Origin of the sequence: Pedobacter nototheniae (assembly GCF_004335085.1) — a bacterium.
Taxonomy (GTDB): Bacteria; Bacteroidota; Bacteroidia; order Sphingobacteriales; family Sphingobacteriaceae; genus Pedobacter; species Pedobacter nototheniae.
In genome coordinates, this window is record NZ_RQRS01000015.1 from 65,564 (window position 1) to 88,458 (window position 22,895).

Annotated in this window: 22 protein-coding genes; 20 read left to right on the forward strand and 2 right to left on the reverse strand. The window is 35.6% G+C overall.

The window, feature by feature from the left end:
* Nucleotides 1-6 precede the first annotated feature (6 nt).
* From nuoF to EHC72_RS14090, 9 genes are all read left to right on the forward strand, one after another.
* Nucleotides 7-1,380 carry an NADH-quinone oxidoreductase subunit NuoF gene (nuoF, locus tag EHC72_RS14050; RefSeq protein WP_131538344.1) on the forward strand — a complete coding sequence of 458 codons (1,374 nt, stop codon included), beginning with the start codon at nucleotides 7-9 and terminating at the stop codon, nucleotides 1,378-1,380.
* 86 nt (nucleotides 1,381-1,466) lie between these two features.
* The gene (locus tag EHC72_RS14055; protein WP_131538345.1) at nucleotides 1,467-2,477 is read left to right on the forward strand and encodes a 2Fe-2S iron-sulfur cluster-binding protein; all 1,011 of its coding nucleotides are present in this window, start codon (nucleotides 1,467-1,469) and stop codon (nucleotides 2,475-2,477) included.
* Nucleotides 2,477-3,514: an NADH-quinone oxidoreductase subunit NuoH gene (gene nuoH, locus EHC72_RS14060; protein WP_131538346.1), complete on the forward strand. Its 1,038-nt coding sequence runs from the start codon at nucleotides 2,477-2,479 to the stop codon at nucleotides 3,512-3,514. The genes EHC72_RS14055 and nuoH overlap by 1 nt, the downstream gene beginning before the upstream one ends.
* A gap of 2 nt (nucleotides 3,515-3,516) precedes the next feature.
* A complete protein-coding gene (locus EHC72_RS14065; protein WP_047800899.1) occupies nucleotides 3,517-4,020 on the forward strand; it encodes a NuoI/complex I 23 kDa subunit family protein in 504 nt (167 codons plus the stop codon).
* A gap of 109 nt (nucleotides 4,021-4,129) precedes the next feature.
* The gene (locus tag EHC72_RS14070; RefSeq protein ID WP_131538347.1) at nucleotides 4,130-4,633 is read left to right on the forward strand and encodes an NADH-quinone oxidoreductase subunit J family protein; all 504 of its coding nucleotides are present in this window, start codon (nucleotides 4,130-4,132) and stop codon (nucleotides 4,631-4,633) included.
* A complete protein-coding gene (gene nuoK / locus EHC72_RS14075) occupies nucleotides 4,633-4,962 on the forward strand; it encodes an NADH-quinone oxidoreductase subunit NuoK (protein WP_131538348.1) in 330 nt (109 codons plus the stop codon). The genes EHC72_RS14070 and nuoK overlap by 1 nt, the downstream gene beginning before the upstream one ends.
* A 13-nt stretch (nucleotides 4,963-4,975) precedes the next feature.
* Nucleotides 4,976-6,877 (forward strand): NADH-quinone oxidoreductase subunit L, encoded by a 1,902-nt coding sequence (nuoL, locus tag EHC72_RS14080; RefSeq protein ID WP_394346880.1) that lies wholly within the window; start codon nucleotides 4,976-4,978, stop codon nucleotides 6,875-6,877.
* A 21-nt stretch (nucleotides 6,878-6,898) separates the two neighbouring features.
* Entirely contained in the window at nucleotides 6,899-8,362 is a 1,464-nt protein-coding gene (locus tag EHC72_RS14085) for a complex I subunit 4 family protein (RefSeq protein ID WP_131538349.1), read from the forward strand.
* A 3-nt stretch (nucleotides 8,363-8,365) separates the two neighbouring features.
* Nucleotides 8,366-9,739 carry an NADH-quinone oxidoreductase subunit N gene (locus EHC72_RS14090; protein ID WP_131538350.1) on the forward strand — a complete coding sequence of 458 codons (1,374 nt, stop codon included), beginning with the start codon at nucleotides 8,366-8,368 and terminating at the stop codon, nucleotides 9,737-9,739.
* 25 nt (nucleotides 9,740-9,764) lie between these two features.
* Here EHC72_RS14090 and EHC72_RS14095 read toward each other — a convergent pair whose 3' ends face one another.
* Nucleotides 9,765-10,454: a LytR/AlgR family response regulator transcription factor gene (locus tag EHC72_RS14095; protein WP_246029431.1), complete on the reverse strand. Its 690-nt coding sequence runs from the start codon at nucleotides 10,452-10,454 to the stop codon at nucleotides 9,765-9,767.
* 251 nt (nucleotides 10,455-10,705) lie between these two features.
* On the opposite strand from EHC72_RS14095, the gene EHC72_RS14100 reads away from it, so the two are divergent.
* From EHC72_RS14100 to EHC72_RS14150, 11 genes are all read left to right on the forward strand, one after another.
* Nucleotides 10,706-10,891, forward strand: a complete 186-nt coding sequence (locus EHC72_RS14100) for a hypothetical protein (protein ID WP_131538352.1) — start codon at nucleotides 10,706-10,708, stop codon at nucleotides 10,889-10,891.
* Between the two features lie 229 nt (nucleotides 10,892-11,120).
* Nucleotides 11,121-11,759 carry a hypothetical protein gene (locus tag EHC72_RS14105; protein WP_131538353.1) on the forward strand — a complete coding sequence of 213 codons (639 nt, stop codon included), beginning with the start codon at nucleotides 11,121-11,123 and terminating at the stop codon, nucleotides 11,757-11,759.
* A 130-nt stretch (nucleotides 11,760-11,889) separates the two neighbouring features.
* The gene (locus EHC72_RS14110) at nucleotides 11,890-13,053 is read left to right on the forward strand and encodes an HlyD family secretion protein (RefSeq protein ID WP_165585834.1); all 1,164 of its coding nucleotides are present in this window, start codon (nucleotides 11,890-11,892) and stop codon (nucleotides 13,051-13,053) included.
* Nucleotides 13,054-13,168: 115 nt separating this feature from the next.
* On the forward strand, nucleotides 13,169-13,651 hold the full coding sequence (locus EHC72_RS14115) for a hypothetical protein (protein WP_131538355.1): 483 nt from the start codon (nucleotides 13,169-13,171) through the stop codon (nucleotides 13,649-13,651).
* A gap of 244 nt (nucleotides 13,652-13,895) precedes the next feature.
* On the forward strand, nucleotides 13,896-16,034 hold the full coding sequence (locus EHC72_RS14120; RefSeq protein WP_131538356.1) for a peptidase domain-containing ABC transporter: 2,139 nt from the start codon (nucleotides 13,896-13,898) through the stop codon (nucleotides 16,032-16,034).
* A gap of 86 nt (nucleotides 16,035-16,120) precedes the next feature.
* A complete protein-coding gene (locus EHC72_RS14125; RefSeq protein ID WP_131538357.1) occupies nucleotides 16,121-16,774 on the forward strand; it encodes a DedA family protein in 654 nt (217 codons plus the stop codon).
* A 7-nt stretch (nucleotides 16,775-16,781) separates the two neighbouring features.
* Nucleotides 16,782-17,333: an inorganic diphosphatase gene (locus EHC72_RS14130; protein ID WP_131538358.1), complete on the forward strand. Its 552-nt coding sequence runs from the start codon at nucleotides 16,782-16,784 to the stop codon at nucleotides 17,331-17,333.
* A gap of 71 nt (nucleotides 17,334-17,404) precedes the next feature.
* Nucleotides 17,405-18,760 carry a hemolysin family protein gene (locus tag EHC72_RS14135; RefSeq protein ID WP_165585835.1) on the forward strand — a complete coding sequence of 452 codons (1,356 nt, stop codon included), beginning with the start codon at nucleotides 17,405-17,407 and terminating at the stop codon, nucleotides 18,758-18,760.
* Nucleotides 18,761-18,768: 8 nt separating this feature from the next.
* Nucleotides 18,769-19,476, forward strand: a complete 708-nt coding sequence (locus EHC72_RS14140; RefSeq protein WP_131538360.1) for a 16S rRNA (uracil(1498)-N(3))-methyltransferase — start codon at nucleotides 18,769-18,771, stop codon at nucleotides 19,474-19,476.
* Between the two features lie 125 nt (nucleotides 19,477-19,601).
* Nucleotides 19,602-20,186, forward strand: a complete 585-nt coding sequence (locus tag EHC72_RS14145; protein WP_131538361.1) for a DUF4159 domain-containing protein — start codon at nucleotides 19,602-19,604, stop codon at nucleotides 20,184-20,186.
* A gap of 4 nt (nucleotides 20,187-20,190) precedes the next feature.
* Nucleotides 20,191-20,691, forward strand: a complete 501-nt coding sequence (locus tag EHC72_RS14150; protein ID WP_131538362.1) for an acetyl-CoA carboxylase biotin carboxyl carrier protein subunit — start codon at nucleotides 20,191-20,193, stop codon at nucleotides 20,689-20,691.
* 147 nt (nucleotides 20,692-20,838) lie between these two features.
* Here the strand turns inward: EHC72_RS14150 and EHC72_RS14155 are convergent, their stop codons facing one another.
* Nucleotides 20,839-22,497 carry an SUMF1/EgtB/PvdO family nonheme iron enzyme gene (locus tag EHC72_RS14155; protein ID WP_131538363.1) on the reverse strand — a complete coding sequence of 553 codons (1,659 nt, stop codon included), beginning with the start codon at nucleotides 22,495-22,497 and terminating at the stop codon, nucleotides 20,839-20,841.
* Nucleotides 22,498-22,895: the final 398 nt, after the last annotated feature.

Here is a 22,895-nt window from a genome sequence, read left to right on the forward strand (position 1 = left end):
ATTAAAATGTCTCGAAAACTGTTACTTGAGCATATAAACGTACCAGGCATCAATACACTTGAGGTCTATCGCCAAAAAGGCGGGTACCGTGCCGTAGAAAAAGCCCTTAAAACTTTAACACCTGAAGAGATTGTTGAAGAGGTTAAGAAATCAGGCTTACGCGGTCGTGGTGGTGCGGGTTTCCCAACCGGGATGAAATGGAGCTTTTTAGCAAAACCAGAAGGTGTTGCACGTTATTTAGTGTGTAATGCTGATGAATCTGAACCAGGAACTTTCAAAGATCGCTACTTAATGACGCACATTCCTCATGCCTTAATTGAAGGAATGATTGTATCGAGTTTTGCCTTAGGCGCCAAGGTTTCATATATCTACGTACGTGGAGAAATGATGCCTCAAATCCGCATTTTGGAAAGAGCAATTGCAGAAGCAAAGGCAGCAGGCTGGTTAGGTAAAAACATTTTAGGTACAGGTTACGATTTAGAATTATATGTTCAGCCAGGTGGTGGCGCTTACATTTGTGGTGAAGAAACCGCATTGTTAGAGTCTCTTGAAGGTAAAAGAGGTAACCCAAGAATAAAACCACCATTTCCAGCTATTGCAGGTTTATATGGTTGCCCAACCGTGGTAAACAATGTTGAATCTATCGCTGCAGTTGTGCCAATTATTAATGATGGTGGCGATGAATACGCAAAAATTGGTATCGGTAGAAGTACAGGTACAAAATTAATATCAGCATCAGGTAATTTAGTAAAACCAGGTGTTTACGAAATCGAATTAGGCTTACCAGTAGAAGAATTTATCTATTCTGATGAGTACTGCGGTGGTATTGCCAATGGGAAACGTTTAAAAGCAACCGTTGCAGGTGGTTCATCTGTGCCGATTTTACCGGCAAACCTTACACTGAAATACGCCAATGGCGAGCCTCGTTTAATGAGTTATGAATCTTTATCTGAAGGTGGCTTTGCTACAGGAACCATGATGGGTTCTGGTGGTTTTATTGCTTTTGATGAAGATCAGTGCATCGTTCGAAATACTTGGAACTTCTCGAGATTTTATCATCATGAGAGTTGCGGACAGTGTTCGCCTTGCCGTGAAGGTACTGGATGGATGGAAAAAGTATTACATAAAATCGAGCATGGCCATGGTAGCATGGAAGATGTAGATTTACTTTGGGATATTCAACGTAAAATTGAAGGAAACACCATTTGTCCATTAGGAGATGCAGCAGCATGGCCTGTAGCGAGTGCAATCCGTCATTTTAGAGACGAATTTGAATGGCACATTAAAGAGCCAATTAAAAGTCAACAACAAAATTATGGTATTGCAAATTATGCAGTGCCAATAGAAAAAGCTCCAGTAACGGAAGAAAACAAATCTTAAGGTTGCAAATTGTGACCTTAGAAAGGTAGAGCTGTGCCTCGCAAATACGGTATGGAGTATAAAAATAATAAAGATTATCATTAACCATGAGTGAAAAAGTTAAGGTTACGATAGACGGAATAACGGTAGAAGTTGATAACGGAACAACCATCTTGAATGCTGCAAGGCAAATAGGAGGGGATATTGTTCCGCCAGCAATGTGCTATTATTCTAAGTTACAAGGCAGTGGCGGTAAATGCCGTACCTGTATAGTTAAGGTTACCAAAGGTTCTGAAAAAGATCCTCGCCCTATGCCAAAATTGGTTGCATCTTGCCGTACAACCGTTATGGATGGCATGGAAGTGCAAAACATCACTTCGCCAGAAGTTTTGGAAGCACGTGCAGGTGTTGTGGAGATTCTATTAATCAACCACCCGCTAGATTGCCCAGTATGTGATCAGGCAGGAGAGTGTGATCTTCAAAACTTAGGTTACGAACATGGTTTACAAAAAACCCGTTACGAATTTGAGCGTCGTACTTTTGAACGTATAGATATTGGCGATAAAATTCAACTACACATGAATCGTTGTATTTTGTGCTATCGTTGCGTATTTACCGCAGATCAAATTACAAATAAACGAGTTCATGGTATTTTAAATCGTGGCGACCATTCAGAAATTTCTACTTATATCCAGCAAGCCGTTGATAATGATTTCTCAGGAAATGTAATTGATGTTTGTCCTGTGGGTGCCTTAACAGATAGAACTTTCCGTTTTAAAAACCGTGTTTGGTTTACTAAGCCTGTAGATGCACATCGCAACTGCGATCACGAAAAATGCAACGGTAAAGTAACACTGTGGTATAAAGGTGAGGATGTTTTACGTGTTACAGCCCGTAAAGATCAGTTTGGAGAAGTTGAAGAATTTATTTGCAACACCTGTAGATTTGATAAAAAAGCTACTTCAGATTGGACAATTGAACATCCAACACATATTGATGATACTTCTGTAATTGCATCAAACCACTACGAAACTTTAATTCCACTTCCGGTTATTAAACCAAATGCGGCATTACAGGCAGCTAACGAAATTGAATTACATAAAACAGTTAAATACTAATGGATAGCAGTTTTATTATAGAAAAATTTATCCTGGTAGCTGTAATTTTCGGCATCAGTTTAGTAATTGCCATGTATTCTACTTATGCAGAGCGTAAAGTTGCTGCATTTTTACAGGATCGTTTAGGCCCTGATCGTGCTGGTCCATTTGGTATTTTACAGCCACTTGCTGATGGTATCAAAATGTTTATGAAAGAGGAGATTATTCCTACTACATCAAACAAATGGTTATTTATCGCTGGCCCTGGTTTAGCTTTACTTTGTGCTTGTATTGGTACCGCTGTTATTCCTTGGGGTAGCCCGATGGTTATCGGCGATAAAGTAGTTCCTTTACAAGTTTCTGATATCAACGTAGGTGTATTATACATCTTTGGCGTAGTTTCTTTGGGTGTTTATGGTGTAATGATTGGTGGTTGGGCATCAAACAACAAGTATTCATTATTGAGTGCTATCCGTGCAGCATCGCAAAATATCAGCTATGAAATTGCAATGGGTTTATCAATAATCGCTTTGCTTTTGATGACGAATACCTTAAGCTTAAAGGAAATTGTTGATCAGCAACACGGCTGGCACTGGAATGTATTGTATCAGCCACTTGGCTTTTTGATATTTATGGTATGTTCTTTTGCAGAAACAAACCGTGCACCTTTTGATTTACCAGAATGTGAAACCGAATTAATCGGTGGTTACCATACAGAGTATTCATCTATGAAATTAGGTTTTTACCTTTTTGCAGAATACATCAATATGTTCGTGTCATCGGCAGTAATGGCTGCATTATACTGGGGTGGTTACAACTATCCAGGTATGGATTGGGTGGCTACACACGCTGGTACTACATGGGCTCCACTTATCGGAACCGCGGTTTTCTTTGCTAAAATATTTGCCTTCATCTTTTTCTTCATGTGGGTACGATGGACAATCCCTCGTTTCCGTTACGATCAATTGATGAACTTAGGTTGGAAAGGATTGATACCTTTGGCTATTGCCAACATTATAATAACAGGAATTGTGATTGCGATTATTGAGAAGTTTTAATTATGGAATCATTAAGTAATAAGAAAAAAGTACTGGAGCAAAAGCCCTTGAGCTTTATGGAGAGAATGTACCTTCCGGCAATTGCTAAAGGAATGGGCATTACCATTAGCCACTTATTTAAAAAGGAAGCTACAGTTAGATATCCAGAAGTTGAGCGTGAGTTTTCGACCAACTTTAGAGGTATGCACTCACTTAAACGTGATGAAAACGGAAAAGAACGTTGTACAGCTTGCGGGTTATGCGCATTATCTTGTCCGGCAGAAGCCATTACAATGATTGCTGCAGAGCGTAAGCCCGAAGAGAAAGATTTATACCGCGAAGAAAAATATGCTGCAACGTATGAAATTAATATGTTGCGTTGCATTTTTTGCGGTTTGTGTGAAGAAGCTTGCCCTAAGGAAGCTATTTATTTAGATGGACCAATTGTACCAGCAGATTATTTACGTAAAGATTTTATTTACGGAAAAGATAAACTGGTAGAGGCGCCATTAGAAATGAAAAAATAATAAAAACATTCCGTCATTGCGAGGAACGAAGCAATCCTAATGCAATAGACGTTAAATTAATGAGATTGCTTCGTTCCTCACAACAAAGAGGAGTTTAAATAAAAAATTAATGGGTACACAAGTATTCTATTTCGTAGCCACATTAAGTATCATCTTTTCGCTGATGGTGATTTTTGCAAAAAATCCTATCCACAGCGTATTGTACTTAATACTTACCTTTTTTACGTTTACAGTACACTACGTATTGTTAAATGCACAATTTTTAGCTGTGGTAAACTTCATTGTTTATATGGGAGCCATCATGGTATTATTCTTATTCGTGCTGATGCTCCTCAACCTAAATAAGGAAACTGAACCATCTAAATCTCCATTAATTAAAATAGTTGGGGTTATTGCCGGCTGCTGCTTAGTGGTAACTTTAATAGGATCGTTAAAAGCAGCAACAATTACAAGTCCTTTAATTTTGAAAAACCCAGGTTTAGGTTTAGTAGAAAATCTAGGAAAGGAATTATTTGGTCCATTCTTATTGCCTTTTGAGCTGTCATCGCTTTTATTATTGGCTGCAATGGTTGGAGCTGTTTTATTATCTAAAAAAGATGAGGTAGAAGCATAATGGGAAATTTAACTACACAACTGCAAGGCGTTCCACTCAATCATTACATTTATTTAAGTGCAATTATTTTCACTATTGGTGTAATAGGCGTATTAACCCGCAGAAACGCAATCGTAATTTTTATGTCGGTAGAGTTAATGTTGAATGCAGTTAACCTGCTTTTAACCGCTTTTTCTGTACACAGCAATGATCCATCAGGACAGGTTTTCGTATTCTTTATTATGGCACTGGCAGCAGCAGAAGTTGCAGTTGGCTTAAGTATTATTGTAATGGTATACAGAAATACGAAATCTATAGATATTAATGTTTTAAATCGCCTTAAGTGGTAAATATATACTAAGAATGACAATAGAACAATTGATTTGGTTAGTTCCATTACTACCTTTTTTAGGCTTTGTAATTAATGGACTGGGCAGAAACTCTTTATCAAAAGGGCTTGTTGGTGTTATTGGAAGTGGAGTAATCCTGGCTTCTTTTATCATTAGCCTTTTTATCTTTTTTAGCTTAAATGGCGATGCACAAAAATCTCACGAAGTATTTTTATTTGATTGGATAAGTGCTGGCAAATTACACATTCCATTATCTTTTCTGGTTGATCCTTTAAGTTCAATCATGCTTTTAATTATAACTGGTATTGGTTTTCTAATCCATTTATATTCTACTAGCTATATGCACGATGATGCAGGTTTTGGTAAATTCTTTAGTTACTTAAATCTGTTTGTTTTCTTTATGCTTTTATTGGTATTAGGATCAAACTACATCGTAATGTTTATCGGTTGGGAAGGCGTTGGATTATGCTCTTATCTTTTAATCGGGTTTTGGTATACCAACAGTGCTTACGCTTCAGCAGCTAAAAAAGCTTTCGTAATGAACCGTATAGGTGATTTAGGCTTTTTACTAGGAGTGTTTTTAATTTTCAATACCTTCGGAAGTGTGGAGTTTGCTAAAGTATTTCCTCTGGCCGCCAACATGATGCCAGGCAAAGAAACTTTGACACTAATTACCATCTTATTATTTATTGGTGCCTGCGGTAAATCTGCTCAGCTGCCTTTATTTACCTGGTTACCTGATGCAATGGCTGGACCAACGCCTGTATCTGCCTTAATTCACGCAGCAACAATGGTAACGGCAGGTATCTATATGATCGCACGTTCAAGTGTATTATTCGATCTGGCACCGTTAACTCAAAATATTATCGCAATTATAGGTACAGCAACCGCTTTAATTGCTGCAATTATTGCTTTAACACAAACCGATATTAAAAAAGTACTGGCTTATTCAACAGTATCTCAATTAGGATATATGTTTTTAGGTTTAGGCGTTGGTGCTTACACAGGATCATTCTTCCACGTATTAACACACGCATTCTTTAAAGCTTTATTATTTTTAGGTGCAGGTTCGGTTATTCATGCTATGCACCACGAGCAAGATATGCGCCATATGGGTGGACTAAGAAAGAAACTTCCTGTTACTTTTTTAACCATGATGATTGGTACCATCGCAATTGCAGGCTTACCTCCGTTCTCTGGTTTCTTCTCAAAAGATGAAATTTTGGCAAACGCTTATCAGCACAATAAAGTACTTTGGGCAATTGGTTTGTTTACGGCTTTTTTAACGGCGTTTTATATGTTCAGAATGATGTTCCTTACTTTCTCCGGAAAATACAGAGGTACACATCATGCAGAAAGCCACATCCACGAATCGCCAAAAGCAATGACTATTCCATTAATTATTTTAGCGGTTTTAGCTGCAATTGGTGGAGTAATCAATATTCCTCATGTATTTGGTGGAAACGAATGGTTAGCACACTGGTTATCGGGTGCCAAAGTTTCACAACACGAGTTAGGTTTAGATCATGCTACTGAGTATGCTTTAATGGGCGTATCAGTGTTAGCTGCTTTGGCTGCTACAATTTACGCATATAGTAAATATGTTAAAGGAGCACACGTTCCGGTTGCTGATGAAGCACCACGCTCTGCACTTGCGAAATTATCTTACAACAAATTCTATTTAGATGAGGTTTATGATTTCTTAATTACTAAACCACTTGATGCACTTTCTAAGTTTTTCTATAGAATATTGGATAATAAAGTGATTGATGGAATTGTAAACGGATTAGGCTGGAGCACAAGCGAAGCAAGTAAAGGCATTCGTTTGTTGCAAAGTGGAAACGTAGGTTTCTATATATTTATGATGGTATTCGGTATCATCGCATTGTTATTGTATACATTTTTCTACATATAAAAAAGGGTTCAAAATTAAATAATGGAACAACTTTTACTACTTATATTTCTACCGCTTGCAGGTGCCGTTATTACCGCATTTTCGGGCAAGTCGGCCAAAATAATTTCTACCGTAATCGCGGTGATTTCTTTAGGTCTGGCTTTGTTTATGGCTTGCAGTTTTATTCCTGATGCCAGCACACAGTTTGAAGCAAACCTACCATGGATTGCCGATTTAGGTATTCGTTTCCATGCAGGTATTGATGGAATTAGCATGCTTGTGGTTTTACTAACAAACATTTTAATCCCGATTATCATTTTATCAAGTTACAAGCACGATTATAAAAGTCCATCTGCATTTTACGCTTTAATCCTTTTTATGCAAACTGGTTTATTGCTTGTATTTACAGCGATGGATGCGTTTTTATTCTACATTGGATGGGAAGCAGCTTTAATTCCGATTTATTTTATCTGCGCAGTTTGGGGCGGTAAAGATCGTATTCGTATTAACATGAAGTTTTTTGTTTATACCATAGCAGGATCTTTATTTATGTTAATGGGGATTATTTATCTGTATTTACAAAACCCGGCACACAACTTTGATATCCAGGCTTTCTACTCGTTAAACCTTGATGCCAATCAACAGGGCTGGATTTTTTGGGCTTTCTTTATCGCATTCGCGATTAAAATGCCAATTTTCCCTTTCCATACGTGGCAACCAGATACCTATACAGCGGCGCCAACTCAGGGTACCATGCTTTTATCAGGTATCATGCTTAAAATGGGTATTTATGGCGTAATCAGATGGTTGTTGCCAATCGTACCGCAAGGGGTACACGATTGGGCTAATGTAGCCATCGTACTATCAATTATAGGTATTGTTTACGCTTCAGTTATTGCATTTACCCAAAAAGATGCCAAGCGTTTAGTTGCTTATTCATCTATTGCCCACGTAGGATTAATATCTGCAGGTATTTTTGCATTAAACCAACAAGGCATGCAAGGCGCAATGGTGCAAATGTTAAGTCACGGTATTAACGTGGTAGGTTTGTTCTTTGTATTGGATATTATCTATTCTCGTTTAAAAACGAATAAAATAGAAGATTTGGGCGGTATCGCTAAAGTTGCACCACAACTGGCAATCGTTTTCTTAATTATTGTTTTAGGAACGGTAGCTTTACCAGGAACAAACGGTTTTATAGGAGAGTTTCTTTTGTTAATGGGCGTTTATAACTATAGTATTTGGGCAGCTGCAATTGCTGGCTTAACCATTATTTTCGGCGCCGTTTACATGTTGCGTATGTATCAAAACGTAATGCTTGGCAAAACCAACGAATTAACCATCAGTTTTACTGATATCAACGGGACAGAGAAATTAGTCCTTTATATTATTTGTGCATTAATTATTGTTTTGGGTGTGTATCCAAAGCCATTGTTGCACTTAACAGAGGCATCTGTACAACATTTATTAGAGCAGGTAAATCAAAAATTAAACACAGTAAATTAAGCAATGAATATTATTATAACCATTAGTATAACAGCTTTTTTAGTGCTTTATGCAGGTTTGTTTAAAGCAAAAAAAGCATTACTACCGCTTACCGTTGTTGGCTTACTTACTGCGTTAGGATTTACCTTCTGTGCCTGGGGAGGCAACGCCGTTCATTTTGGAATGATGCAAACTGATAACTTCGCTCTTGCATTTTCAGGAATCTGCATTATAGGCACGTTATTTATTTTCTTGCTTACCCAAAATTATTTTCACTCAAAAAGTGATAATATAGCCGAATATTATACACTAATCCTTTTCGCATTGGCAGGTATGATTATGATGGTTTCTTACAAAAACATGGCCATGCTATTCGTTGGTTTAGAAATCATGTCGGTAAGTTTATACATCCTCGCAGGGATTAGAAAGAAAGATTTTGCCTCAAACGAAGCCTCTTTAAAATACTTTTTAATGGGTGCTTTCTCAACAGGCTTCCTATTATTCGGTATTACTTTAATTTACGGTGCAACAGGATCATTTGATTTAGATAAAATTGAAGCTTATTTAGTTGCAAACCCACAGTCAGTTTCGCCTATTTTTTACCCAGGAGTAATTTTAATGATGATTGGATTAAGCTTTAAAATAGGTGCTGCTCCTTTCCATTTCTGGACACCAGACGTGTACGAAGGCTCCCCATCTTTAATTACAGCTTTTATGAGTACGGTTGTTAAAACCGCTGGCTTTGCGGCTTTCTTAAGGTTATTTGCAGGTGCATTGTCGCCACTTCATGATTTCTGGGTAATGCCGCTAATGGTTATCGTTTGCTTAACCTTATTTATTGGTAATGTTACCGCATTATTCCAAAAGAATTTCAAGCGTATGCTTGCTTATTCAAGTATTTCACATGCTGGGTATCTGCTATTCTCGTTAATTTATGTATCACCACAATCAGGCAATAATGTTTTAGTTTATGCAGCAGCTTATACTTTTGCTTCAATTATAGCTTTTGCAGTCTTAATTTTGGTTAAACAAAAAACAGGTAGCGATAGCTTCGAAAGCTTTAATGGCCTAGGTAAGCGCAATCCTTTAGTAGCATTGTGTTTAACTGTTGCTATGCTATCATTAGCTGGTATTCCTTTAACAGCGGGCTTTATAGGTAAATACTTAATGTTTTTAAATGTAATGTCAGACTACCGAATTCTTTTGGTTGCTTTCGCTGTTTTAAATGCATTAGTAGGTTTTTACTATTATTTCAAAGTAATTGTAGCCATGTACTTTAAAGATGGAGCTGAAACCGAGCTAAATACGCCTATTCAATACAAAGTTGTTCTGTTAATATCTGTAATTATTACGATTGTAATCGGAGTTTATCCGGCAATCATTTTAAACCTGATTTAAGTGGTTTATCAGATAGGAAAGAAAGTTAAACTAAACTGAAATAGTTTGATATGGTATTTTTATAAGTGTGACCAACGGAAAGAACAATTCCATTGCTAAGATAGATAAAGTCGTTTTTAAATTTTTCTACATGTTTTGTAGATATAATGAAAGATTTATGGATTCTAATAAAATAAAGATGATCTTTCAATTTTTCTTCCATATCAGAAAGCTTTAAAAGTGTAGTTAATAATTTGTCTTTTGTATTTATTATTATATAGTTTCCAGAAGCTTTAATATAGATAATTTCTTCTGCCTGAATTTTTAATAGCTCTTTATTTTCTTTTATTTTTATAAAAACGAAAGGATCTTTAAGGTGATTAAATACAAATGAAATGATAGCTTCAAATTTTTGAAAACTAAAAGGCTTGGTCAAAAACTCGGTTGCTTTTACCTTATACCCATCTAAGGTATATTGCAAATGACCACTAACTAAAATTAAAAATTTAGTTTTATGCCTAACTTTATTTGCCAACTCTAAACCAGATAGTTCAGGCATTTCAATATCCGTAAATAAAATATCAATAGAATCTTTCATTTGCATAATCTCATGCAAAGCCGTTGTAGAATTAGAATAACTTTTTATTAATGTTAGTTCAGGTACATCTTCAATATATTCTCTAAGTTGTTCAAGAACTGCAGGTTCATCATCAATAATTATGCAAGTAAGAGCCATCAATCTTTAGATTATTTTTATAAAACAATTTTCTGATTAGGGAAGATCTCAAAAGTTTACAATGATATACAAAAATAATTTGCTTTAGGACAGCTATTTCTAAGGTTTTAAAATTTCATCCTTGAAAAACACGATTTCATCCTTAAAATAAAAAAGTGATATAAATTTTAGCAAAGTTTACATTAATAAAAAACAAACTGCGCAGGTGAGTTTTCGTTAATTAATAAATGTTTAACTTAAAAAAACTAAAAATGAAAAATTTAGAATTACAAAATTTTGGTGTTCTGGAAATGCGCACAAATGAAATGAAGAGTATCGATGGTGGTTGTCCAGGAATAGAATGGTTACAAGGATATAATGCTTGTATGGAAATTGGTAACGATGGTGAAAGAGAAATGGCACTAGGCATTTTTTTTGGGCTCTGGGGGGGGGCCTGACTTAGTGAATGATTAATTAAATGGGCAAAACTGTTCTGCTAATTAGACCATAATGCTTGCATTGAGGTTGTCTATTAAATCCTCAATGCAAGCCAGTTTTAAATAGAATGTCATTAAAGGGCCGGAGAGGAAATAGACTTTAAAAAAAAAGCAATCTTAGCGATTAAATTCTACTCTCATACTGTAAATATAAATTTATGCCCATTGCTTTTATTAATACCTATTGTTTATGCTTAAATTTCTTTTTTTCTTTATTTTCTTACCAAATATAGTGCTGGCACAAATGGGCGAGTATAATATTAAAGGAGATTTTGGAAAAGACAACGCAAATAAATTTGCTTATTTACATTTATCACAAATTGACGATAGATCGGAAGAGTTAATAGCTATCCCAATTAACAACAATCAGTTTTTTATTAATAAGCAAATTGATAAAAAAAAGCGTTTATGTATTTTTGGTATTATTTTCACTTCAAAAAGGGGAGATATTACTATAGATGAATTTAATGAAATGAAAAAAGACATGGATTTTTATCTTAATCATAAGCTATTAATCGTGTTGGAAGATAGTGTGCATATTGATTTTAAATCCCCTATAACCCAAAGTATTGTAAATGGTGGTAAACTTACTAATGAAAGTGTTTTATGCCAGAAAGCAACGAAGGATAATACTTATTTAGAATTTATAATTTCTCATCCTGATTCTCCATTTTCATTACTTTGTTTAAAGGCAATAAATAGAATAAAGAATATGTCTATTTATACAAAGAACCTTGAAAATATAAATACAAGCGAGTTATTTAATAAACTTTCTGATAGGCTGAAACAGTCTTTTGAGGGAAAGGAATATACTAAAGAGTACCAGTAAAACAACAAAATTAATGTTATCTGTTAATTGAATTTTCTTTATGTGCCTGTGGTCGTTATTGGTTGGCTATTGTTCTTTTTAAGATACCATGACTGGGTTACCTTTTGTTTATATTACCAATCAAAAATACATGCCTCCTATACAAGAAACCAACCTGCCTAACACCAGATTAGTTTACTTTCGCCAGACCAGCGCCCGCTCACAATTAATTTATAGTACAACAATAGCTGCTGTTTTGTTGGCATTAGGTGCTTTACCTTTTTTATATGCTACGGTAAGCGTAAAGGGTACTGGTTTACTACAAAGTAGTGTAGAAAAAGCAGAGCTATTGGCACCAGCAAACGGCAGGTTAATAGCCATTAACTTAAGCGATAACCAAAAAGTAAAAAAAGGAGCAACGCTATTAACTATAGATGCCACCTTAGCCAACCAACAAAATAACATTATAAACAATAGCCAAAGCCAATTGCAGCAGCAATTAAATGATGCGCAAAAACTTATTAAAGTCGTAAGTAAAGCATTGTCAATTAATAATTACCAACTGCAAACTGCCCTTTACACGGCAAGCTTTCAACAATATCAAGAGCAATTACAAAATGCGGTAAACGCAAAAGAGCAAGCCTTACACATTTATCAACGATATAAAACATTATTTGAAAAAAAGGCAGTTGCCCAATCAGAGTATGAGCAATATCAGTTTAACTATAATCAAGCTTTATCTGATTATGAAATGGTAAACAGAAAGTTTATAACCCAATGGCAAACAGAAGCCAACCAATACCGTAATGAGCTGCGCACTTTGCAAAACCAAAAAGTACAACTAAACGATCAGGTAAAGCAATATACTTTAAAAGCACCCATAACAGGTTCCGTACAAAATTTAATGGGTTTGCAAAATGGTGCTTATGTTTATGCTAACCAAAAGCTGGGCGAAATTAGCCCTGATAGCTTATTATTAGCTTATTGCTATATTAAACCTGCCGATATTGGTTTGATAAGAAAAGGGCAGCAAGTGCGGATTCAAATAGATGCTTTTAACTACAACCAATGGGGTATGCTTACCGGCAAAGTAATAGATATTGCCGATGATATTGTGATGCAAAATAACAATCCTTTTTTTAAAGTAAAATGCGGGCTGGATAAAAACTACCTGCAATTAAAAAATGGGTACAAAGGGCAAATAAAAAAAGGGATGACGTTTAGCGCCCATTTTACCGTTGCCAAACGCAGCTTATATCAATTATTATACGATAAGGTAGATGATTGGCTAAACCCGAATGGAGGTTTAAGGTAAACAAAAAGCAAAGATGAAAGGATAAGATACTTATACATTAACCTCAATCCTGGTCACAACCTCAATTAACATCAGCCTCAACCAGTGCTTAAAACTTACCTAAATAAAATAAATTATGAGTGCAAACAACAAAATCTCAGCAGAAATTACCGCTGCACAAGCAATCGCTATTACAACCAGCATTGCGGATTTAAAAACCAATTTAAGTCCGGTTTTACTATTTAACCTAACCCCAGATGAACGAAGGTTTATGCTTAAAATGGGCGAAAAAACTTTGGCCTTTGTCGGCAAGGCACTCGATTACGCGGTACAAAACCCAACCTTAGTACCTGCTTTTTTAGATGTGGTTGAAGCTAAAAAAGATTATACACTTGCGGCCGATTTATACCGCATTTACCAACAATTAAATACTTTGCTGCAGGCCATTGAAGATAGTACAATGGTAGCCGGCAGTGAAGCTTATGAAGCAGCACTTGTTTTTTACGCAGCGGTTAAGAGTGCAACCAGATCGAATGTTACTGGTGTACGAGCCATTTACGATGATTTGAAACAGCAATTTCCAGCCAAACGAGCTAGTAAATCAATTAATAACCCCTAAGTTACATAATCAGGATTCGGAGCTCTGGTTTCAAGGTTGAAAGCTCAGGCTTAAGAGTGCTTTACGTCGATTTCAAGGTTCTTAACTCTGATTTCGGGGTTCAGAAGTCAGCATTCAAAGTTCAGGACGCTGGTTTCAGTGTTCTGAACTTCGATTTCAGGGCTTGAAAGTCTGGTTTCAAAGTTCAGAAGTCATATAAATATAGTTCTACATTTAGTCTCATACCTTGATACTCAATACTAAAATGCAAATAAAACAACGCGATATTACCGATTGTGGTGCTGCATGCTTAGCTTCTGTTTCTGCACATTATAAATTGCAGCTTCCTGTTGCCCGAATCAGGCAATTTGCTGGTACCGATAAAAAGGGAACCAATGTTTTAGGTTTAATAGAAGCCGCTACTAAGCTAGGTTTCGAAGCAAAAGGTGTTCGTGGTACTTTAGATAGTTTAAGTAAAATTCCATTGCCAGCTATTGCCCATATAATTGTTAAAAAACAATTGCAACATTATGTAGTAATTTATAAAGTTACCGATAAGTATATAGAGATAATGGATCCAGGCGAGGGTAAAATGCAGCGCAAAACCATAGCCGAATTTACCGAAGAATGGACTGGCGTTTTAGTAATTCTTTTGCCCGATGAAAGTTTTGCTCAAGGCAATGAAAAGGTTGCCAACAGTTTTCGGTTTTGGCAATTAATACAACCTCACAAAAGCATTGTAATACAAGCCTTATTTGGCGCCTTGGTTTACACCATTTTAGGGCTTTCTACTTCTATTTTTGTACAAAAAATTACCGATCATGTTTTGGTAGACGGCAACCGAAATTTGCTTAATTTAATGAGCATGATAATGATTGCCATTTTAATTTTGCAATTATTTATTGGCACAGTAAAAACCATATTTACCATGCGTACCGGACAACAAATAGATGCCAGGTTGATTTTGGGTTATTACAAACACCTATTAAAACTACCACAGCAATTTTTTGATACCATGCGTGTGGGCGAAATTATATCTAGGGTAAACGATGCCGTAAAAATTCGAACTTTTATAAATGATGTTTCTATAAATTTAGTGGTTAACGTATTTATCGTGTTATTGTCTTTTGCATTAATGTTTACCTATTATTGGAAACTGGCTTTACTAATGCTTACAGTTATTCCGTTGTATTTGTTCATTTATTTCATCACCAATAAATTAAACAAAAAAATACAACGTAAGCTGATGGAAGATTCGGCAGAATTGGAAAGCCAGCTAGTAGAAAGCCTAAATGCAGTTGGAACCATTAGAAGATTTGGTTTAGAAAACTTTACCAATCTAAAAACCGAAACCCGTTTTGTCCAATTGCTTAAAACTGTTTATAAATCGGGTATAAATTCTGTTTTTTCGGGTACTTCTGCCGAATTAATTTCACATTTGCTAACCATATTATTGCTTTGGATTGGAGCCGGTTATGTTTTGGATAATGAAATTACACCCGGTGAGTTATTTTCATTTTATACATTGATAGGCTATTTTACCAGCCCGGCAGCATCATTAATTGGCGCAAATAAAGTGATACAAGATGCTGTTATTGCGGCCGATCGGTTATTTGAGATAATGGATTTAGAGGTAGAAAATGATGCATCAAATGTAGAACTTACGCCAGCGTTAATTGGCGATATTCGTTTTGAAAATGTAGGGTTTAGGTATGGAACAAGAGTAACTGTTTTCGAAGATTTAAGCTTAAATATTAAAGCAGGTACATTTACGGCAATTGTTGGCGAAAGTGGTTCAGGCAAATCTACCCTCATGGCTTTGCTTCAAAATATTTATCCCATACAAAAAGGCAACATATATATCGGTAAATACGCCATTAAATACCTAAACAATGCCTCGCTACGCAACTTGTTAAGTGTTGTGCCTCAAACTATCGATTTATTTGCTGGTAACGTAATTGATAATATTGCCATTGGCGATTACGAACCTGATATGCAACGAATGGTTGATATTTGTACAAACCTTGGTATTATTAATTTTATAGAGGCTTTGCCCGAAGGCTTTCAAACCTATTTGGGTGAAAATGGGGCGACATTATCAGGCGGACAAAAACAGCGTATTGCCATTGCACGAGCGTTATACCGCGATCCCGAAATATTGATATTAGACGAGGCTACTTCATCACTAGATTCTGCATCAGAACAATATGTACAATGTACTATAGATTTGCTATTACAACAACAAAAAACCATCATTATTATTGCGCATCGTTTAAGCACCATTCGCAAAGCGGATAAAATTATTGTTTTAGATAAAGGAAAAGTAGTAGAACAAGGCGGTCATGAGCAAATGATTTTATCAAATGGGTATTATAGCAATCTATGGAAACAACAGTTTGAATAAAACATTAGAGAGGGTCACTTTCATAATTTAATAATGATACAGCTTTGTTCTTTAATAATTATTTGTAGTTTTACGAATAATTAAATATGCACGATTTTTGGAATAACCTGCATCAACTAGTCGCTCCCGAGAAATTATTGAGGGAAGGCGGATTCTATCTAGTGCTATTTGTAATCTATGCAGAAACAGGTCTGTTCTTTGGCTTTTTTCTTCCCGGCGATTATTTATTGTTTTTAGCTGGTATGTTCGTGGCTACGGGCAAACTTGATGTAAACATAGCTGTACTCCTTGCAGGTTTGTGTGTAGCAGCAATTATGGGCAATTTTACTGGTTATTGGTTTGGACGAAAAACCGGACCAGTATTGTATCATAGAAAAGACAGTTTCTTTTTTAAAAAGAAATATTTAAAGGCTGCAGAAGAATATTACAATAAACAAGGCGCATTTGCATTAATAATGGGCAGGTTTGTACCAATTGTTAGAACTTTTGCACCGATTTTTGCTGGAGTTGTAAAACTTGATTTTAAGAAATTTGCTTTCTATAATATAGTTGGTGGAGTTTTATGGATAGTCTCTTTAACGCTACTTGGATATTTTTTAGGCAAAAGATTTGAAAAAGAAATAAACGATTATTTATTATATATTATTATTGGGTTTATCATCATCACAACTATACCATTATTAATTACCTTTGTAAAAAGTAAAGTGGTTAAAGATCCAGAAGAGGATAAACAGATTTAAATTAGAAATGGGCAAAGACGATCATCACGCTTGGCATAGCGTATCACCAGGCAATAACCTTCCAGAAACGGTTAATGCAATTATTGAAATTCCAAAAGGATCAAAAGCAAAATATGAAATAGATAAAGAATCTGGTTTAATTAAGTTAGACAGAGTTCTTTTCTCATCAGTAATGTACCCAGCTAACTATGGCTTTATTCCGCAAACGTATTGCGATGATAAAGATCCATTAGATATTTTGGTATTATGTTCTGTTGATGTTTACCCGATGACGCTTATAGAAGCTAAAGTTGTAGGTGTAATGCATATGGTAGACAATGGAGAGCAAGACGATAAAATTATCGCCGTTGCAGCTCACGATATGTCTGTAAATTATATTAATGACTTAGAGGAACTTCCTCCTCATCAAATGAAAGAAATTGTTCGTTTCTTCCAGGATTACAAAGCATTAGAAGGTAAAAATGTAACTATTGAACATTTACTTGGTGTACGTTATGCGCACAAAGTAATTAAAGAAAGCATAGAACTTTATAATACAACATTTAGAGAATTAGCATAATGGATTTACCCACGGTCTGCTTGTTTTTAAATTTAAAGTTAAGCGCAATTTTTCCTTCAACGAGTATAGGAATGATTGCAGTACAAGATCCAGATACAACATCAGTAGGATGGCGCTTATTTTTAGCGTTATTTTTGGTGCTATTAAACGGTTTCTTCGTAGCAGCAGAGTTTGCTATCGTAAAAGTTCGTGCTTCGCAAATTGAAATAAAAGCAAAAACAGGCAGCAGAGTAGGTAAAATGGCTAAAACCATTATACATAATCTCGATGGCTATTTAGCCGCAACACAATTAGGTATAACGCTTGCATCACTAGGCTTAGGTTGGGTTGGTGAAGGCGTTATGCATACCATTTTCAAAAATCTTTTCGATAGCCTGCAGTGGGGTTTAAGTGATGCTACCATTCACACAGCTTCTACCATTGTGGCGTTCTCGTTAATTACCGTAATGCATATTGTATTCGGTGAGTTAGCCCCAAAATCTTTTGCAATTCAAAGACCAGTAGCTACCACGCTATTTGTTTCTGTTCCATTACAACTTTTTTATGTTGTATTTAGACCATTTATTTGGACACTGAACAGTCTTGCAGCGGTTATTCTTAAACCGTTTGGTATTGATACTTCAGCAGGGCACGAATCATTACACAGTACAGAAGAGCTTCAATACTTATTAGATCAGGGTAAAGAAAGTGGTGCTTTAGATACTAACGAGCATGAGTTAATTAAAAATGTATTTGACTTTAACGAACGTGTAGTTAAAAATATCATGGTTCCGCGAACCAAGATTTCAGGTATTGAATTAAATTCTCCTAAAGAGGAAGTGATTGACAGAATCATTAAGGAAGGCTATTCTCGCTTACCGGTTTATGATGATATTATGGATAAAATTGTAGGTATTATCCATGCCAAAGATATTTTGCCTTTAGTGGCATCTGGTAATCAACACTGGACGGTTAGCGACATTATCCGTAAACCATATTTTGTAACGGAAACCAAAAAAATTAACGATTTGATGAGCGAGTTGCAATTAAACCGCATTCAAATTGCCATTGTTTTAGATGAATTTGGTGGAACAGCAGGTATGGTTACATTGGAAGACATTGTTGAAGAATTAGTTGGTGAGATTCAGGATGAGTATGATGAAGAAAAACCTTTGGTTGAAAAAGTATCTGACAATGAATTTATTGTGAATGCTTTTGCGACTGTTTATGATGTAAATGAACATTTACCACATGATTTACCCGAGGATGAAGATTTCGATACAGTAGGTGGATTGGTTTCTCATATTTTTGGTCGCATACCGGAAGTTGGCGAAAACAACGAATCCTATGGTTATTTATTTACCATCCTTAAAAAGACAGAACAGAACATCGAAACTATAAAATTAGAGCTTGTTCTGAATAAAGAAGATATGGTTGATAATCACTAATTTCAACAATGCATATTTTTTACACGCCAGATATAACCCAACCTGTTTACACCTTAAACGAAGAAGAAAGTAAACACTGCATTAAAGTTTTACGTTTGCCAGTTGGGGCACTTATTTATCTGGTAGATGGTAAGGGAGGCTTTTATACAGCAGAAATTATTTCTGATAACCCTAAAAAAGTACAACTTAGTATTGTTGAAGCAGAGCTAGAGTACGGTAAGCGTAATCACTATTTACACATCGCAATAGCACCAACAAAAAATAACGATCGCTTGGAGTGGTTTCTGGAAAAGGCAACCGAATTGGGTATTGATGAAATTACACCATTAATTTGTGATCGATCAGAACGCCGAATTGTTAAAACAGATCGTTTAGCAAAAGTGATTACATCTGCAGTAAAGCAATCAATTAAAGCTTACCACCCGGTTATTAATGAAGCAATAGCGTATAATGATTTCCTGAAGCTTCCATTTGATGGAGATCAGCTAATTGCCCACTGCATAAATACGGGCGAAAAGGAATTTATTGCCAATCTGGTAAAACCACATCAAAAATATTTAATATTAATTGGTCCTGAAGGTGATTTTACACCAGATGAAGTTAATTTAGCTTTGAATAAAGGCTATAAAGCTATAACTTTAGGAGATAACAGGCTTAGAACCGAAACCGCGGCTTTAAGTGCTTGTTTTGAGACCAATTATATTAATAGATCATAAGCTTGAAATTTTCAATTTTTAATTTTCAGTTTTTAAATAAAAAAGTAAAGCTTTTGCTTTGTTATTTTTTGTTATGCACGTTCAGCTTTTTGCTTTTCGCTTTCATTTCTGTGCCAACTTATCGCATGGCAAAATTGAAATATAATGGTGGAGGTGATTGGTATGCAGATAGAACTGCACTTCCAAATCTTATCGCTTTTTGCAATTCTAATCTTAAAACCAATTTTTTTCCTGAAGAAAGTATAGTAGAGGTGGGGAGCAAAGAGATTTATAACTACCCTTTTATTTATATGACGGGGCACGGAAATGTTGTTTTCAGCGATCAGGAAGTTAAAAACTTAAGACAGTATTTAATTGGTGGTGGCTTTTTGCACATTGACGATAACTATGGGCTGGATAAATTTATAAGGCCACAAATGAAAAAGGTATTTCCTGAATTGAATTTTGTGGAGTTACCATCCAATCATGCAATATATAATCAGAAGTTTAAATTTCCTGGGGGATTGCCTAAAATACATGAACACGATGGAAAACGCCCGCAAGGATTTGCCTTAATATACAAAGGTAGAGTGGTGTGCTATTATACCTTTGAATGTGATTTAGGGAATGGCTGGGAAGATTTTGGTACTTATCCTGAAGATACACAAGAAACGAGAACAAAGGCGCTTAAAATGGGCGCAAATTTAGTTCAATATGCCTTAACGCAATAATACCATGCATAAAGTAAAAGTTAACGATAAATTTCAATTTGATGTAGCATCTAAATCTGCTGAATTATTAATTAATGGTAATGCAGTGGAGATGGATATTAGCAATTTAAGTAGTGGTCTGGCCAATATTTTATATCAAAATCAATCTTTTAATACCGAAGTTGTAGAACTGGATAAAGCTGAAAAAACCTGTATAATTAAAGTAAATGGCAACACTTACAAAATTAAAGTAGAGGATCAATTTGACCAGCTTTTGAAACAAATGGGATTAGATAATTTGGCAACAAATAAGGTTTCTGAAATTAAGGCACCAATGCCAGGTCTTGTATTAAATGTAATGGTTGGTGAGGATAGCGAGGTAAAGAAAGGTGATAATTTATTGATTTTGGAAGCAATGAAAATGGAGAATATCCTTAAATCATCAGCAGACGGGATTGTTAAAAAGGTTTTGGTAAAGCAAGGAGATAAGGTAGAAAAGAACCAGGTATTGATTCAGTTTAAATAGAAATTTATTGTTTAGTTGAGGTGTTTCTTGAGGTGTTTCACATGAGCTCCTAAAATTATTACAGGAACTTGGGAAGAGGTGCTGTAATGGAATCCAGCAATTTATAATTAAAAAAGAAAGCCCCGATACAACATCGGGGCTTTTATATTATCTGCTCTTATTAACTTTAAAAGCTTTTGGAGGAGCATTTTTAAACTCTCTCTTTCCTTTAGTACTAATTTCTGGCGCTCCCAACATGGTCATTGCGCAGCGGAAGCCTACTTCTGCAGATGATTCATCTTGTTGCAAGAAACGGCGTGTAGCTGGGTTTAACCAGTAAGCCATATCGTTCCATGAACCGCCTTTATAAACTCTGGATTTGTCGTTAATTAAAGAAACGCCTTCATCATTCAACAATTTATTTTGTCTATCACGATAACCTCTTTCATCCGCTTGATAAGAAGTAACAGCTGCTTTTGGATCAGGAGATTTAGCAATAGAATCTGCTCTTTTTGCTAAAGCCTGTTTTTCAGCCCATGTTAATTTTTTGCCAGAATAAGCATTCTCTTTAATTGGCTTACCATATTTATCTAAGGCAATTTTACCAGTTGCAGCATCGGCCAGTTGTTTATCTTGGAATTGGTTACCACGATAAGGGTTAAAAGCATCAGCATCTGTAAAAGTTGCAGTACGATAAACATCATTAACCCACTCGTTTACGTTACCCGCCATATTATATAAACCAAAATCGTTTGGTGCATAAGAAATAACTGGAACGGTTAAATCTCCCTTATCATTTAATGAACCACCAACACCCATATAATCTCCAGAAGCTCTTTTAAAGTTGGCCTGAATCATTCCTCTAGTTTTTTTCTTTGCAGAACTAACCCCTAAGCCATTCCATGGGTAAATTTTATTTTGATTAATATTTTCGTATTCTGTATTACCAATCAACCCAAGAGCAGCATATTCCCATTCTGCTTCAGTTGGTAAACGATAAGGTTGCATAATTACACCATCCTCTAAAGTTGCATTTCTAGTTGGTGTAGCACCTCCGCGACCACCAGCTGCTCCAACAGAAGCGCCTGCCGCGGCATTATAATCTTTTGGTGCATTTCTACCCTTATCATCATACTGCCCGTTTAAGTACGCATCAGTATTAAAAGGTTTATCTGGTCTTGTTGTTGCAGCAGTTGTACTATTATTTCCTCTTCCACGGCCACCACCTGCTAATGTTCTATAATCAGTTAGGATACCTTTTTCACGTAAAATAAACTCATTTGCTTGAGAAGTTCTCCACTCGCAAAAACGAGAAGCCTGTTCCCAAGATACACCAACCACTGGGTAATCACGGTAAGCCGGATGTCTTAAATAATTTTCAACGTAAGGTTCGTTATAAGATAAAGCTCTTCTCCACACCAAAGTATCAGGTAATTCATTGTAATAATACTCGCGATCTTCAGGATAACTTACTCTAATCCAGTGTAAATATTCAAGCCAATCCGTGTTAGAAACTTCTGTTTCATCCATATAAAATGAAGGAACAGTAACTTGCCTTTTGTAATTGTAAATGTTTGGCTCAACACCTGCAACCTCAATGGCACTACCACCAACAACCAAAACACCACCTTCAATTGGAATTAAACCAGGGCCGGGTGCACGTTTATATTTTGTGGCTACAGCAAAACTGCCGTAAGTTTTATTTTTCTTATCTGCATAAGGAATACCCGTTTTGCTAGATCTATTGGAGCTTTTAGAGTTACTGCAACCCGAAAGTAAGCCAATTAGTGACAGACAAGTAAATGAATATAGTAATAGTTTTTTCATATGATACTATGGAATATTGCCTATAGGGCAATCAATTGATAAAATTAAGCAAATTTATATGATTTTAATAAACTTTGTAACAACAAAATGTTCAATATAATTTCTAAGGCATAACGTAATAATTAATCTGGTATTGTACTTTAGATATTTTTAATGCTGTTTTTAATAACCTTTTAATTATAAGGTTGATAGCTTTTTATTTATTGGGTGTGAACGTATACGCAAATACCAATTTTGTAATTGGAACAAAGCATTGTTTATAAACATTTATTGATAACGGTGGATGGTTGGCTAAAGATACGCAGACACATGTTAAGCAATTGCAACTAAATATTAATCTTTTTAGCATAATAAATAATCAAAGCCGCCATGAGAAATGATGTTCATTAAACTTTTTA

What these genes read in the sequence shown, in the direction of transcription:
- EHC72_RS14120 (WP_131538356.1), top strand. Translation starts at nt 13,896, where the DNA reads ATGCAAATAAAACAACGCGATATTACCGATTGTGGTGCTGCATGCTTA.
- EHC72_RS14130 (WP_131538358.1), top strand. Translation starts at nt 16,782, where the DNA reads ATGGGCAAAGACGATCATCACGCTTGGCATAGCGTATCACCAGGCAAT.
- EHC72_RS14055 (WP_131538345.1), top strand. Translation starts at nt 1,467, where the DNA reads ATGAGTGAAAAAGTTAAGGTTACGATAGACGGAATAACGGTAGAAGTT.
- EHC72_RS14095 (WP_246029431.1), bottom strand. Translation starts at nt 10,454, where the DNA reads ATGGCTCTTACTTGCATAATTATTGATGATGAACCTGCAGTTCTTGAA.
- nuoF (WP_131538344.1), top strand. Translation starts at nt 7, where the DNA reads ATGTCTCGAAAACTGTTACTTGAGCATATAAACGTACCAGGCATCAAT.
- EHC72_RS14125 (WP_131538357.1), top strand. Translation starts at nt 16,121, where the DNA reads ATGCACGATTTTTGGAATAACCTGCATCAACTAGTCGCTCCCGAGAAA.
- EHC72_RS14110 (WP_165585834.1), top strand. Translation starts at nt 11,890, where the DNA reads ATGCCTCCTATACAAGAAACCAACCTGCCTAACACCAGATTAGTTTAC.
- EHC72_RS14065 (WP_047800899.1), top strand. Translation starts at nt 3,517, where the DNA reads ATGGAATCATTAAGTAATAAGAAAAAAGTACTGGAGCAAAAGCCCTTG.
- EHC72_RS14115 (WP_131538355.1), top strand. Translation starts at nt 13,169, where the DNA reads ATGAGTGCAAACAACAAAATCTCAGCAGAAATTACCGCTGCACAAGCA.
- EHC72_RS14070 (WP_131538347.1), top strand. Translation starts at nt 4,130, where the DNA reads ATGGGTACACAAGTATTCTATTTCGTAGCCACATTAAGTATCATCTTT.
- EHC72_RS14090 (WP_131538350.1), top strand. Translation starts at nt 8,366, where the DNA reads ATGAATATTATTATAACCATTAGTATAACAGCTTTTTTAGTGCTTTAT.
- EHC72_RS14155 (WP_131538363.1), bottom strand. Translation starts at nt 22,497, where the DNA reads ATGAAAAAACTATTACTATATTCATTTACTTGTCTGTCACTAATTGGC.
- EHC72_RS14145 (WP_131538361.1), top strand. Translation starts at nt 19,602, where the DNA reads ATGGCAAAATTGAAATATAATGGTGGAGGTGATTGGTATGCAGATAGA.
- EHC72_RS14135 (WP_165585835.1), top strand. Translation starts at nt 17,405, where the DNA reads ATGATTGCAGTACAAGATCCAGATACAACATCAGTAGGATGGCGCTTA.
- EHC72_RS14100 (WP_131538352.1), top strand. Translation starts at nt 10,706, where the DNA reads ATGAAAAATTTAGAATTACAAAATTTTGGTGTTCTGGAAATGCGCACA.
- EHC72_RS14085 (WP_131538349.1), top strand. Translation starts at nt 6,899, where the DNA reads ATGGAACAACTTTTACTACTTATATTTCTACCGCTTGCAGGTGCCGTT.
- nuoL (WP_394346880.1), top strand. Translation starts at nt 4,976, where the DNA reads ATGACAATAGAACAATTGATTTGGTTAGTTCCATTACTACCTTTTTTA.
- nuoK (WP_131538348.1), top strand. Translation starts at nt 4,633, where the DNA reads ATGGGAAATTTAACTACACAACTGCAAGGCGTTCCACTCAATCATTAC.
- EHC72_RS14150 (WP_131538362.1), top strand. Translation starts at nt 20,191, where the DNA reads ATGCATAAAGTAAAAGTTAACGATAAATTTCAATTTGATGTAGCATCT.
- EHC72_RS14140 (WP_131538360.1), top strand. Translation starts at nt 18,769, where the DNA reads ATGCATATTTTTTACACGCCAGATATAACCCAACCTGTTTACACCTTA.
- EHC72_RS14105 (WP_131538353.1), top strand. Translation starts at nt 11,121, where the DNA reads ATGCTTAAATTTCTTTTTTTCTTTATTTTCTTACCAAATATAGTGCTG.
- nuoH (WP_131538346.1), top strand. Translation starts at nt 2,477, where the DNA reads ATGGATAGCAGTTTTATTATAGAAAAATTTATCCTGGTAGCTGTAATT.